We start from the raw sequence: 13,414 nt of genomic DNA, 5'->3' as shown, positions 1-13,414 counted from the left end.
AGCGCGTCGGGCCTGCCACGGCGACCGTCACGCGCCCGCCGGCGGCGCGGGCGGCTCCCCGGCCCCCCGCTGCCTCTTGCCGCCGCTCCGTCCCGCCGGCGGCGAGGCGCCGCCCTCGGCCGCGGCGCCGGGGGTCAGCCCCGTCCACCGCTTGAACGCGCGGTGGAAGGCGCTGGGGCTCGAATAGCCGAGCTCATGAGACACCGCCTTGAGCTGGGCAGCCCCCAGCGCTTGCCGCGCCCGCTCCAGCCGCAGCTGCTGCAAGAGCTCCCGGTGGCTGACGTGCGCCGCGGCCAGCCGGCGCTGCAACGTCCGCGCGCTCATCCCGAAGCTCTCGCCGATGCGCGCCAGGCTGGCGTCGCCCGCGTCGAGCGCCAGCGCCAGGGCGTGCCGGAAGGCAGGGACAAACTCTTCATCGTGCGCGACTCTCCCGCAGACGTCAAGGCGAGAGAGCGCTTCCTCCGCCTGCGCAACAAGGATGCACCTGAGCTGCGGGTCCTGGCTGGCGATCGGCGCCCGGGCGATGTCGCGATCGAAGACGATCTCGTCGAAGCGGCCCCCGAACTGCACCGGGACGCCGAGGACCTCTTCATACCTGCTGGCCGCGGCGAGGGGAGCGTGCGCGAACTGGACCCGGCGCGGCGCGTGGGCCGGCCCGAACAGCGCGTGGGAACGCGCGACGACCAGCCCGAGCAGCAGCTCCGCCAGCGAGGGGACGCCGCCGGGCGCATCGTGACGGAACCGGAAGCTCTGCCCATCGGATTCGGTCCAGACGCGCCCGGCATCCGCGAGCAGCGGCAGATAACGTGTCAGGTGCGAGAACGCTTCTGCGCCCGTCGTGCTGGCCATCGAGAGGTAATCGAGGAGGTCGAGGCTCCCCAGCGGGAGCTGCCGGGCGGCGCGGAGGCCCAGGAGAGGACCGGCCGCCCGGGGGTCCGTGAGCCCGCTCCACACGCGGCGGACCATGGCGATGGACACGCGAGCGCCCCGCTTCTCCAGGAAGCCGCTGGGGAGCGCGATCACGCGCCGAACGTCCTCGGCCTCGAGCCCGTCTCGCGCTGCCGCTGTCACCAGGGCCCGCAAGAACTCCGTGGATCCCGAACCTCGAGCCGGCACGATGGCGCATTATGAGAGCGTGTCGCAAAATGTAAATCTGTCGCGCGCTCGACCCGGCGATACCTGAGCTAACTTGGCGCTCTGAGAGCCTGGGACACCCACAACCGAACCCCCCGGGCTGCGCCACCGATGACCTTCCTTGACCATTGCGTGACACGTGCTCGATCGCCTCGACCCGACCCGGCGCCCGACCGGCGTCGCGGGCGCGGCGCGCGCCCCTTCGCGACCGCGGCCCTGGCCGCCTTCGCCCTCATGACGTCCGGGTGCGACTCCGGAACGACCCCGCCGGCCAGCGGGCAAGACCCCACGGACGATCTCGGGCGTCCTGTCGTCTGGAGCGGCCTCTCCGCCGGCGTCGCCGCGTCGAGCCCTGTCCCCGCCCCGGCCGCGCTCGGCTCACCCCCGGTGAGCGGGTTCGCGGACCTGCACTTCCACATGATGTCGGAGGAGGCGTTCGGGGGCCGATGGCTGCACGGCAAGCACGACGGCGCCCTGGAGGATTGCGACGGCGGCATTCCAGGGAGCGATCACGCCCGCGTGCGACAGGACCTCAGCGCGCTCCTGGACCGGTGCCCTCAGTCGGCGATGCTGGATCTCGCGAGCAGCGGCGCGCTGTCGGCGCTGCTCGGGCTGGGCGGCGGCGTCCTCGGCTCGGAGGCGATCGGCAAGACCGAAGGGACGGAGGGCGACACAGGGCTTCACCTCCAGCGAAAGCACCTCTCCGAGGGGTGGCCGCGCTGGGACACCATCGCTCACCAGCAAGGTCATGTGAGCTGGCTGCGCGCGGCCCACGATCGCGGGCTGAGCCTCATCGTCATGTCGGCGGTGAGCTTCGACTGGCTCTGCTCGATTTTGCCGGCGCAGAACGGCGCGCGGGCGTGCGACGAGATGGTCGACGTCGACCTCCAGCTCCAGATGACCCACGCGCTTGTCGCGCGAAACGCCGGCTGGATGGACGTCGCGCTCTCGCCGGCGCACGCCCGGCAGATCATCGGGGCGGGCAAGCTGGCCGTGGTGCTGTCCATCGAGGCAAGCCACCTGTTCGGCCGCGACGTCGACGCGGCGAAGATGCGCGCGCAGCTCGACAGGTACCACGCCCTGGGGGTCCGGACGCTCCAGCCGGTGCACCAGATGGACAACGCCTTCGGCGGGGCGGCGCTGCACAACCCGATCTTCCAGTTCGCGCAGTACACCGAGAACTGCTTCATCGACACCGACTGCGACGCCACCCTCGCGGGGGTCACGCTGGGCATGGATGTCGACGCGAGCTGCCGCAACATGCGCGGGCTGACGCCGCTCGGCGATGCGCTCGTCGGCGAGATGATGGACCGGGGAATGCTGATCGACGTCGCGCACCTGGCGGAGCGGGGCGTGGATCGGGTGTTCCAGCTGGCGCAGGCGCGCGACTATTACCCGATCTATATCTCCCACGGTCACTTCCGGGAGATCATGGGCCCGGCGGTGGCGGAGAAGGAGAAGTCCACGCCGGCGCGGGTGATCCGGATGCTCCGGCAGACCGGCGGCATCTTCGGCCTGCGCACCGCGCACGACGAGACCCGGCAGTACACCCGCAGCTCGGTCGAGAACAGCTGCCAGGGCTCCTCGCGCTCCTTCGCCCAGGCCTACGAGTACGGGCGGCTCGGCCTGAAGGTCCCCATGGCCTTCGGGGCCGATCTCAACGGCTTCATCCAGCAGACCCGGCCGCGCTTCGGCGAGGACGGCGCCTGCTCGGCGGCGTTCCAGGCCGAGGCCGATTGCCAGGCCTGGGACCAGCGCGCGCAGGGGCCCGGCCCCCTGGGAACGGAGTTCGACGAGAAGGGCCTGGCTCACGAGGGGATGCTGCCCGACCTCGTGGCCGACCTGGATCGCCTGGGCGTGGACACGACGGGCCTGAGATCGTCGACCGAGTCCTTTCTCCGCATGTGGGAGCGCGCGCAGGGGCCGCGGGCCGGGATGGCCGATCCCGCCACCGATCTCGACGAGAGCGGCGTCGCCCCCTTCGCGACGTCGGAGCAGCGGGAGCTCGCCTACCCAAGGAAGTGCGGCGCGGCCTACTGCCCGGGGTTCCAGGCGCTGGGAGGGAGCTGCCGGTTCGATGAGGAGTGCGAGAGCGGCCAGTGCACGGCCGTCGCCTGCAACGCGATCCCGGGGCGCTGCGTCTGCAACGACGACGCCGATTGCGGCAGCGGCCTCCGCTGCGCGCGGAAGACGCCTGGCATCGGGGGCGACAACGCCTGCGAGCCGAAGAAGGCCGATCATCAGATGTGCACGCGCGACGGCGAGTGCGCGTCCGGCCGCTGCGGGGGGCTGATCGCCGGCGCGGGCTGGTGTTACACGCCTGGCTCGAAGACCATCGGCCAGGGGTGCCGGGTGAACGAGGAGTGCCCCAGCAACCGCTGCGGCGATCTCACCCAGACGTGCCTTTGCCGCTCCGACGCGCACTGCGCCGCGAACCAGTTCTGTGGCTGGGGCACCAACGAGGGCGAGTGCGTCAACAAGCGCAGCCGAGGCGCGGCGTGCACAAAGGACAACCAGTGCGCTTCCGGGAACTGCAGGTTCCTCTTCTGCCGCTGACCGCCCGAGCTCGTCGCAGTGTGGTTGCACATTTGCGTTGCCACGGCACCCTGGCGCATTCTGTACATCGCCTGTCGCGAAGTGGAACTCGGGCTTTCGCGAGCGCGTGTTACACGCTCGTCGTAGCGCTGTTTCGGCCTGACAGGCCACGACCGGTTGCAGGAGATCCAGATGAAGAAGAAGCTCGCACTTGCCCTGACCATGCTGATCGCGACGCTCTCCGCCGCTTGCGGCTCGGGTGACGCCACGGAGACGGAGAGCGACCCGCCCGCGCCGCAGGTCGAGGCGTCGGCGGCCGTCACGCCGGCCCTGTTGCTGCGGACCGTGGAGAACATCGGCGTCGAGCTGGAGGCGCGGCTGGCCTCGGGGACGCTCTCGGCCGAATGGGCCGAGGCCTGGTCCAAGGCGCAGCCGATCCGGCAGCAGAGCCAGGTCCAGACCTTGATCGAGCTCCTCCAGGAGGGGGCCGCCTCCGGAGACCTGCTCGCGGCCGGGTCGGACGCGATGGAGCTCTACTTCCAGTCCTACGATCCCGTCCTGCTCGAGATGGAGCGGCAGCACGCGGAGGGGACCCTCGACGCCCGGCTCACGGAGCTGCGCTCGAGCTGGCTCTCGGCCGCCGAGCGGGTCTCCGAGTCCGGCGACTCGTCCCAGAGGGCGTCGACGTACTGCTGTCGCGCGAGCGTCTCCTTCTCGGCGAACTGGTCGTGCCACACGTTCAAGACGATCGGGATCTGGGCGGCCGCGAAGTGCTCGGCGTTCTTCGCCGGGGTGCCGGTCGTCGACGGCATCCGCCTGTCGAAGCAGTCCTGCTCCGACGTCCCGGAGTGCCAGTAACCGATCCCGACGGCGCGGCGCGCCGGGCATTCGAGCCCGGCGCGCCGTGAGCCCGGAGCCTGCGTGACATGAGCCCACGCCTCGTCGCTCTCGCCTGCGCGGCCCTCGGCGGGTTCGCGGGGTGCTCGCACGCCCTGCCCGGAGACCCCGTGGAGGAGCAGCCTCTCGCGATCAAGGACGGGAGACCGGCGACCCCCGACGCCCTCTTCGGCGCCGTCGCCGTGCTGGACAGCGAGGGTGTCCAGGAGTGCTCGGGCGTCCTCATCTCCCCGAGCTGTGTCGTCACCGCGGCCCACTGCGTCGTGCTGCAGGACGAGGTCACCGGGGAGGTCCTCGCCGAGCTCGGGTCCGCGAACCTGCGGGTGGCGGCGGGCGCGCTCGACGTGACCGACGCGTCGCCCGAGCAGATCTTCCGTGTTCGCAAGGTCGTCCGACACGAGGACTTCCCGGCGCCTGGCACGATCGGCGCGAGGAAGCTCGCCCGGGCGGAGGACATCGCGCTCTTGCTGCTGGAGACCCCGGTGACGACGATGAGCCCGGTTCCGCTGGTCCCGCCCGGGGCGCTGGACGGCCTGCTGGACGAGGGCGCACAGGTCGTGATCGCCGGCTACGGCGCCCGGGGCGAGCCTGGCCAGCCCTCCGGCGCGCTGTACGTCGGCGAGACGCCCTTCCAGGAGCGGAACGCGACCGAGCTCTCGGCCGGCGCTCCCGGGTCGCCGGACAGCTGCTCTGGGGATTCGGGCGGGCCTGCGTGCCTCATGATCGCGGGAGAGCCGCACCTCCTCGGCATCAGCGTCCGCGCGCTCGGCTCGCCCGCCGGCCCCGACTGCGGAGACGGCGGGATCTACACGCTCGTGCCCGCATACGGCCGCTGGATCGAGGAGAACGCCGACGGAGAGGTGCCTGTCGCGGGCGAAGGCGCCACGCCGGCGGCGGGCTTCGACGGCGACCCGCCGGGCGGATGCGCCGTCGGCCGCACCGGGCGCCCCCTCGACCGCAGGGGCATCGGAGCGCCAGGTGCCTTGATGGCGAGCGCCATCGTGATGTTCCTGCGACGATCCAGGGCACGCCGAGGAGGGCGGCCTTGGCGCGAGCACCCCGAGCACGGCGCTCGGCGACCTCATCCAGGACGAGCTCGATAACCCCCCGAGGACGGGCGTCTGCCTGGCGTGAGCCTCGGGCCCGATCGCGATGAGCCGCTCGCCCCGCCGCGGATCGGGTAGTGTGCCCTCCGTGCCGACGATCTTCACCAAGGGCGACATCCTCCACACCGACGGGGTGCGCGCCTACGCCCACGGTTGCAACTGCGCGGGGACCATGGACGCGGGGGTCTCCGTCGCCTTCAAGAAGCGGTGGCCGCGGATGCTCGAGGCTTACGCCCAGCGCTGCGCCGAGCGCAGGCCGACGCTCGGGGACGTCTTCACGTGGAGCGAGGGCATGGACACGGTCTATTGCCTCGCGATCCAGGAGAGCGAGGCAAAAAAGGCGACCCTGCCGGCCCTTTCGCGATCCCTGAAGACGATGGTGGAGCTCGCGGCGAAAGCGGGGATCGACCGGATCGCGCTGCCGCGCCTCGGGGCCGGGAGCGCCGGGCTCGACGGGCAGCGGGTGAAGCGCGTCCTCGCGGAGAGCGGCGCCCACACGAGCGTCACGCTCCTTGTCTTCGAGCAGTTCGTGCGCGCGCGGACCGCGTAGCCGCAGGCGGCTCGCTTCGCGAATCCTTGCCTCTGCGCGGTGCGCGCCGCGATCGACCGAGGAACGTGGGGCGCGCCCTGCCGGGGAGCGCGCGGCGCGCCGCGGCGTCACTGGCTCGCCGTCATCGCGCTGTGCTTGCGGCTGTAGCCGAAGTAGACCGCGAACCCGAGGAGGAGCCAGATGGCGAGGCGCAGCCAGTTCTCGGTGGGCAGCGAGAACATGAGGAGGAGACAGATCACGATCCCGAGGATCGGGGTGAGCGGATAGAGCGGCACCCGGAACGGGCGCGGCGCGTCCGGCGCCGCCCGGCGCATGACCAGGACCGCCGCGCAGACGAACAGGAAAGCAAGGAGCGTCCCGATATTGACGAGCTCCGCCAGGATCCGCAGCGGGAGGAGCGCCGAGAGGGTGGCGACCACGAACCCGGTGACGAGGGTGGACTTCCACGGCGTCTTGAAGACCGGGTGCACCGCTCCGAAGAATCTCCTGGGCAGGAGCCCGTCGCGGGCGATGGCGAGCAGCACGCGCGGCTGGCTGTTCATGAGCACGAGCAGCACGGAGGTGATCCCCGCGACCGCCCCGAGAGAGATGATGAACTGCGCCCACGGGAGGCCGACGCGCGCGAAGGCGTCGGAGACCGGCGCGTCGATGCTCAGCTCGGTGTAGGGCACCATGCCCGTCAGGATCGCCGCGACGGCGACGTAGAGCACGGTGCAGATGATGAGCGAGGCCACGATGCCGATGGGGAGATCGCGCTGCGGGTGCTTCGCCTCCTCGGCGTGGGTCGAGACCGCATCGAACCCGAGGTAAGCGAAGAAGATGGTCGCGGCGCCGGCGAGCATCCCGAGCGGCTCGCCCCCTTTGCCGATCTCGCCGAAGATCGTGTGACCGAAGAAGCTGAGCCCCCCGAACCCGAACGGCGCGAACGGCCGCCAGTTGCCCGGGTCGACGTGGAACGCGCCGACGGCGATGACGAAGAGCACGACCGCGAGCTTGAGCGCGACGATCACGGCGTTGAAGGTCGCGCTCTCGCGGATGCCCTTGAGCAGCACCATCGTGACCCCGGCCGTCACGAGGCTGGCGGGGAGATCGAGGATCGACCCCGTGGACACGATCTCGCCGAGCGCTGGATCGTAGTCGAACGGCGCGCTCCTGAGCTCCCTTGGCAGCGCTACCCCGAAGATCCCGATGAAGTCCTGGAAATAGTGGGACCACCCGTGCGCCACGGCGGCGGCGCCGACGGCGTACTCGAGGATGAGGTCCCACCCGATGATCCACGCCGGCAGCTCGCCGAGCGTCGCGTACGCGTACGTGTAGGCCGAGCCCGCGATCGGCACCATCGCCGCGAACTCCGCGTAACAGAGGGCCGCGAACACGCAGGCCATCCCCGCGACAACGAAGGACAGCATCAGCGAGGGACCTGCCTTGTCGTGCGCGGCCTGACCGGTGAGTACGAAGATGCCTGTCCCGATGATGGCGCCGATCCCGAGGCTCGTGAGCTGCAGCGGTCCGAGGGCGCGCCGGAGGCGGTGCTCCCCCTCCAGCTCTTTTTTCATGACCGATATCGGTTTGCGGACGAATAGCCGGCTCCCCATGATCTTCGGTGTGCTGGCTCTGCGGCCCGGCCCTCGGCACGTCAAGCCAGAGGCGCGTCGCAAGGAGGCGATCATCTCGGCACGGACATCGCGCGGGCGCAGGGGGTGGTGAGCCGCCGTTCCCTCGACGGCGCGATGGCTGAGCAGCTCGGCGGCTCGCCGGCCGCGCCCAAGACAGGCCTGGATCCGCGCCCGGGCGACGCGGTACGGTCACCCGTGACCGACACTGTCCTGCTCATCGACGACGATCCGGGCTTCCGCGACGCCTACCGCGAGCTCCTCTCGCTGGACGGGTACGCGGTCGCCGAGGCTGGGGCCGCCCCGAAGGCCCTCGCGGAGCTCCGCCGCACGAGCGCGCGCCTCGTCGTGCTCGACCTGATGCTGCCGCCGTCGGGCCGCCCCGAGGAGGGCGCCGCGCTCGCGGAGAAGATCCTCGCCGAGCGGCCCGCGGCCAAGGTGATCGTCGTCTCCGGCGCGGGCGAGACCCCGCTCGCCCTGCGGCTCGTCGAGCGCGGCGCGTATGACTTCCTGGCCAAGCCCGTCGACCCGGACGTGCTGCTCGCCGTGGTCGCGCGCGCGGCGGCGCGCCTCGCGCTGGAGGACCGGGTGGCGGAGCTGGAGCGCTCGCTCACCGCCCGCGAGGGCGACGCCTCGGCGCTGCTCGGCCAGTCGCCGGCGTTCCTCGAGGCGAAGACGCTGTGCGAGCGCGCGGCGCCGACCGACGTGCCGGTGCTCATCACGGGCGAATCCGGGACGGGCAAGGAGGTGTTCGCCCATTACCTGCACGCGAGGAGCCGGCGGAAGGGCAAGCCGTTCATCGCGGTCAACTGCGGCGCGCTCGCGCCGACCCTGCTGGAGTCGACGCTGTTCGGCCACCGCAAGGGCGCCTTCACGGGCGCGATCAAGGACGCTCCCGGCCTGTTCGTCGAGGCGGACGGAGGGACTCTGTTCCTCGACGAGCTCGGCGACATGGATCCGGCGCTGCAGGTGAAGCTCCTGCGGGTGCTCGAGACGGGGGAGATCCTGCCGGTCGGCGCGGCGCGCCCGGTGACCGTGGACGTCCGCATCGTGTCGGCCACCCACAGGGCGCTGGAGTCGATGGTCGCGAACAAGACCTTTCGCGACGATCTCTACTGGCGCGTGCGCGGGATCGAGATCGCCTTGCCGCGGCTCGCGGATCGCGTGGGGGACCTGCCGCTGCTCGCGCAGCATTTCCTGAACGTGTCGCGCGCGCTCGTGCCGCGCTCGCCCGTGACGGCGATCTCGCCCGGCGCGATGCGGCGGCTCGAGGCCTGCGACTGGCCGGGCAACCTGCGCGAGCTCCGGCACGAGATGCAGCGCGCGCTCGTGATGGCCGGGGGCAGGGGAGAGATCCTCGAGGAGGACCTCTCGCCGGCGCGGCGAGGCGGCGCGCCCGCGGCGGCGGCGGGCGACGAGCCGGCCGAGGGGGCGACGCTGGAAGAGAAGATCGCGGCGCTGGAGCGGCGGGAGATCGCCGCCGCGCTCCGGGCGACCCAGGGGAACAGGAGCCAGGCGTCGGTGCGGCTCGGGCTGTCGCGCCAGGGGCTGCTCAACAAGATGGATCGGTATGGACTGAAGTGACCTGAGTCGCTCGTGCGATGACGAAGGAAAGATTCACTCGGCCGGGAACGAGCTTTGATCTGCAGGCGACAATAAAAACATGAGCCGCGCCGAGCTCAGGCCGGCACTGAAGGACCGAGAGCGCGGCTCGTCACGACTGTCGCTGGTTCAATCCGATCGAGGTCGTGGTCCCCGTCGATCGGGGGCCGCCGGTGCCTCCCGATCGGCCCGACGCCGGCCGCTCTGCACGCACGATGTCGGTGGTTTGCTCCTCGCGAGGGGCGAGCTTCGCTGATGAGTAACTTCAGGAGGACGCATGACGCTTGGCAGGATGATGCTTGTGGGCTGTCTGTCGCTGGTCGGAGCCGCCCTCGCCGGCTGCGGGCTGGGCGCCACCGATGGCCTCGCCGAGGGGAGCGCCAACGTGGTCGTGAGTCAGCCCACGCCCGAGGGCGACGGCTGCACGCTCACCCAGGGCTACTGGAAGAACCACGAGGAGAGCTGGCCGACGTCGAAGCTCACCCTCGGCGGCGTGGAGTACTCCCAGGAGGAGCTGCTCGAGCTCTTCCGGACGCCCCCGAAGGGCGACACCAGCCTGATCCTGGGCCACCAGCTCATCGCCGCGCGGCTCAACGTGGCGAGCGGCGCGAGCGACGCTGCCCTCGACGGGGCGCTCGCCGACGCCGAGGCGTGGATGGCCGCCAACAAGGATGCTGACGGCAAGCTTCCGTACGGCGTGAAGCGCGGCGCCGCGGCCGACGAGGCCGTCTCGCTGTCGGGCAAGCTCGCCGACTTCAACGAGGGCGGCATCGGCCCCGGCCACTGCGATGACGGCCCCGGCAGCGGCTCCGGCGACCCGGGCGGCAGCGACGGCGGCGAGGGGGGCTGCGGCGGTCACGACGGCGGCACGGGCGAGAGCGGCGAGGGCGGCTCCGATAGCAGCGGCGGCGACCCCGACGGCGGCACGGGCGAGGGCGGCTCCGACGGCAGCGGCGGCGAGGGCGAGCCTGACCCGACGTGCGCGGAGCCCTGCAGCGCCGGGTGCTCCGACGGCTACAGCTGCGTCGTCGGGTGCTGCGTGTTCATCCCCAGGTGAACCGCCTCCCGGCAGGCGCACCGCTCGCGGCGTGCGCCTGCCGGCGATCCCCGCGCGACGGCGACGCGGGCCACACCGCTCATCTCCTTCCCGCCACGCCGCCGCCAACGCCCCATCGAGTTGCTCAGCTCGCCCGAGCCAGCGCCACCGCGTCGGGCCCGGCCGGGAACCGGAGCTGCCCCGATGCGTCGTTCGCGGCGCGCCACACCGCTTCGGCCACGTCGGACTCGCTCGTCACAAGCGCCGGCTGCCCGAAGGAGGCGAAGATACGCTGTGCGAAGGGCGCGTAGGCGTCGGGAATCAGCCCTTCCATGCGGGCTCCCCCGTTGCTCGTGAAGCGCGTCGTCGGGGCGTAGCCCGGCTCGACGAGCTTCACGCGCACGTCGAAGGCCTCGAGCTCGAACGCGAGCGACGCGCTGAACCCCTCGATGGCCATCTTGCTCGCGGTGTACACGGCGACGAGCGGCATCGGCGCGAGCGTCGCGCTCGAGGTCACGTTCACCACCACGCCCGATCTCCGCGCGCGGAACCCGGGCAGCACGGCTTGCGTCATGGCCATCACGCCGAGGGTGTTTGTCTCGAACACCTCGCGCACCGTGGTCATCGGCGTGGCCTCGAAGGCGCCCATGAGCCCGATGCCGGCGTTGTTGACGAGAACGTCGATGGGCCCGCTCGCCTCGAGCGCGGCCGCAATGCTGGCGGGCTTCGTCACGTCGAGCGCCACCACGCGCAGCCGGTCCGACCGCGGCAGCACGTCCTCGCGCGGCGTTCGCATCGTGGCGACCACGTTCCAGCCCTGCGCGTGGAAGTGGCGCGCGGTCTCGAGGCCATAGCCCGAGGAGCAACCAGTGATGAGCACGGTCTTCATATCCATTCCTTTGCCGCGACGAGCGCGGCGTTCATGGGGGGAACATAGCCGCGGGGCGCTGGACTATCTACAATTGAGAGTCCACATTTCGTTTGCTAGAGTCCGGACATGAACGACCCTCTCTCGGAGGTCATCGCGCTGCTCCAGCCGCGCACCGTGCTCTCGAAGGGCATCAGCGGCGCCGGCCGCTGGGGTGTTCGCTACTCGGACTTCGGCCAGCCGAGCTTCTGCGCCGTGGTGGAGGGCAGCTGTCGTCTCGCTGTCGACGGCGAGCGCGCCCTGACGCTCGAGGCGGGCGACTTCGTGCTCCTGCCGGCGACGCCGGGCTTCACCCTGTCGGGCTTCGAGCCGGTGAGGCCGGAGCGCATCGACCCGAAGGTGGCGCCCGCGCCGACGGGTGAGGTCCGCCACGGCACGCGCGGTGGACGCCCCGACGTGCGGCTGCTCGGCGGCTACTTCATCTTCGACTCGCCTGACGCGGCGCTGCTCGTGTCGCTGCTGCCGGCGCTGCTGCACGTGCGCGGCGTCGAGCGGCTCTCGGCGCTGGTGCGGCTCGTAGGCGACGAATCGAACGAGCAGAGATCGGGTCGCGACCTCGTCCTCACGCGGCTCGTGGAGGTGCTGCTCATCGAAGCGCTGCGGTCGACCTCGGCCGAGGACGCGCCTCCGGGGCTCCTGCGGGGGTTGGCCGATCCGCGGCTCGCGTCGGCGATACGGCAGATGCACGCTCAGCTCGCGCGTTCGTGGACGGTGGCCGAGCTCGCGAAGACCGCGGCCCTCTCGCGCTCGACGTTCTTCGAGCGCTTCACCCGCACCGTGGGCCAGCCGCCGATGGAATACCTGCTCGCCTGGCGCATGGCCGTCGCGAGGGATCTGCTCCGCCGCCAGGATCTCGGGATCGCCGAGGTCGCCGAGCGCGTCGGCTACGGCTCGGCGAGCACCTTCAGCACCGCGTTCAGCCGACACGTCGGCCAGCCCCCGAGTCGCTACGCGCGCGCGGGCTAGGACGTCGCGTCGAGCGAGACGTCGTTGCCGACCCCGACGTGGTACGCGCTCACGCAACGCAGATCCGCGCTCCCCCCGCAGCCTGAGCGGGGCCTGCCCCGTGCTGGACCGCGGTCGACGCTCCTCGCCGTCGGCGCTCGCTGGACAGCGCCGCGCGAAGCGCGACGACCTGGGCTCAGTATCAGTTCGGTATCGGGGACGCCGCCCTGTGGCTCAACGGCAAGCTGAACGTCAGCATCGATGTCTACGAGGATCCGAGCGAATACTACGGTGGGAGCGGAGAAGGCGGCGCGGGCGCAACCGGGGGCTGGCAGACAACCGGAGGCCAGGGCGGAGCCGGGGCCTGGGGCGGAGACGGGGGCGTCGGGCTGGGGCCCGACACGTCGAACGGCGGCTCCGGCGGTTAGTCAAGGAGATCTGTCGATGCACTTGGAATCTTTGGCTACAATCGCCCTCTTCGGGCTTCTTCTTTGTGCCTGCGGAGATGACGGAGGCGGCTCCACGCCCGGAACGGGCGGCGCAGCGGCCACGAGCTCGAGCGTCAGCGCGGGGGACGCCGTCAGCAGTTCGATCACCAGCACAACGGAGTATTGCTATGACGATCCCGACCTGTCCGCCGCTTGCGCGGTCGATCACCCAGAACACCCGGAAGGCTGGTACTGCGCACCCAGTGCGAGTCCGTTTGGGATGGGTCCAGATTGCGTCGACGGTCGGAATGAAACCGAGCTCTGTTGTAGCCTCCCTGGGGCCGGCGGCTCTGGTGGCGGAGGCGGGAGTGGCGGAGGCGGCGGTGCCTGATCGAGGCGCTCTCGGCGGTTGTGCTTCTCGTCCCAGAAGCGCTGCACTCCCGTCACGAGCGCGGGGTCGTCCTTGCACCCGCCCGTGGTCCGCCGGTACGCGGGCTGGCTCATCATCCAGCTGACCACGCTCTCGTTCGCCCCATCGGGGTCCGGCCCGCCGTTCGCGAACGAGAGATAGGCGATATCCATCTCGGGGTGGTGCCACGCGGCCATGACACCGCGCTGGCACGCGGCCATGACACCGCGC

General features: G+C 71.3%; 10 protein-coding genes. 7 read left to right on the top strand and 3 right to left on the bottom strand.

The window, feature by feature from the left end; genetic code table 11:
• Positions 1-27: 27 nt before the first annotated feature.
• Positions 28-1,071, bottom strand: a complete 1,044-nt coding sequence (locus WMF28_RS38855; protein ID WP_437604353.1) for an AraC family transcriptional regulator ligand-binding domain-containing protein — start codon at positions 1,069-1,071, stop codon at positions 28-30.
• A gap of 297 nt (positions 1,072-1,368) precedes the next feature.
• Here WMF28_RS38855 and WMF28_RS38850 point away from each other — a divergent pair, with 297 nt between their 5' ends.
• The 4 genes from WMF28_RS38850 to WMF28_RS38835 all read left to right on the top strand — a co-directional run bounded on the left by WMF28_RS38850 (position 1,369) and on the right by WMF28_RS38835 (position 6,222).
• Positions 1,369-3,690 (top strand): membrane dipeptidase, encoded by a 2,322-nt coding sequence (locus WMF28_RS38850; RefSeq protein WP_437598684.1) that lies wholly within the window; start codon positions 1,369-1,371, stop codon positions 3,688-3,690.
• A gap of 171 nt (positions 3,691-3,861) precedes the next feature.
• A complete protein-coding gene (locus WMF28_RS38845) occupies positions 3,862-4,527 on the top strand; it encodes a hypothetical protein (protein WP_437598683.1) in 666 nt (221 codons plus the stop codon).
• 68 nt (positions 4,528-4,595) lie between these two features.
• Entirely contained in the window at positions 4,596-5,669 is a 1,074-nt protein-coding gene (locus WMF28_RS38840) for a S1 family peptidase (protein WP_437598682.1), read from the top strand.
• Between the two features lie 91 nt (positions 5,670-5,760).
• Positions 5,761-6,222, top strand: coding sequence for a macro domain-containing protein (locus tag WMF28_RS38835; RefSeq protein ID WP_437598681.1), 462 nt, complete (start codon positions 5,761-5,763; stop codon positions 6,220-6,222).
• Between the two features lie 107 nt (positions 6,223-6,329).
• On the opposite strand, the gene WMF28_RS38830 is transcribed toward WMF28_RS38835, so the two are convergent.
• Positions 6,330-7,778 carry an amino acid permease gene (locus WMF28_RS38830; protein ID WP_437598680.1) on the bottom strand — a complete coding sequence of 483 codons (1,449 nt, stop codon included), beginning with the start codon at positions 7,776-7,778 and terminating at the stop codon, positions 6,330-6,332.
• Positions 7,779-8,033: 255 nt separating this feature from the next.
• On the opposite strand from WMF28_RS38830, the gene WMF28_RS38825 reads away from it, so the two are divergent.
• Both WMF28_RS38825 and WMF28_RS38820 read left to right on the top strand, forming a co-directional pair.
• Positions 8,034-9,419 (top strand): sigma-54-dependent transcriptional regulator, encoded by a 1,386-nt coding sequence (locus WMF28_RS38825; RefSeq protein ID WP_437598679.1) that lies wholly within the window; start codon positions 8,034-8,036, stop codon positions 9,417-9,419.
• A 295-nt stretch (positions 9,420-9,714) separates the two neighbouring features.
• Positions 9,715-10,494 carry a hypothetical protein gene (locus WMF28_RS38820; protein WP_437598678.1) on the top strand — a complete coding sequence of 260 codons (780 nt, stop codon included), beginning with the start codon at positions 9,715-9,717 and terminating at the stop codon, positions 10,492-10,494.
• Between the two features lie 124 nt (positions 10,495-10,618).
• On the opposite strand, the gene WMF28_RS38815 is transcribed toward WMF28_RS38820, so the two are convergent.
• Positions 10,619-11,362 (bottom strand): SDR family oxidoreductase, encoded by a 744-nt coding sequence (locus tag WMF28_RS38815; protein ID WP_437576220.1) that lies wholly within the window; start codon positions 11,360-11,362, stop codon positions 10,619-10,621.
• A 108-nt stretch (positions 11,363-11,470) separates the two neighbouring features.
• On the opposite strand from WMF28_RS38815, the gene WMF28_RS38810 reads away from it, so the two are divergent.
• Positions 11,471-12,367: a cupin domain-containing protein gene (locus WMF28_RS38810; protein ID WP_437598676.1), complete on the top strand. Its 897-nt coding sequence runs from the start codon at positions 11,471-11,473 to the stop codon at positions 12,365-12,367.
• Positions 12,368-13,414 lie beyond the last annotated feature (1,047 nt).

It is taken from the genome of Sorangium sp. So ce590, assembly GCF_051521365.1.
Classification (GTDB): Bacteria; Myxococcota_A; Polyangia; order Polyangiales; family Polyangiaceae; genus Sorangium.
This window is presented reverse-complemented; position numbering and strand designations above follow the sequence as displayed.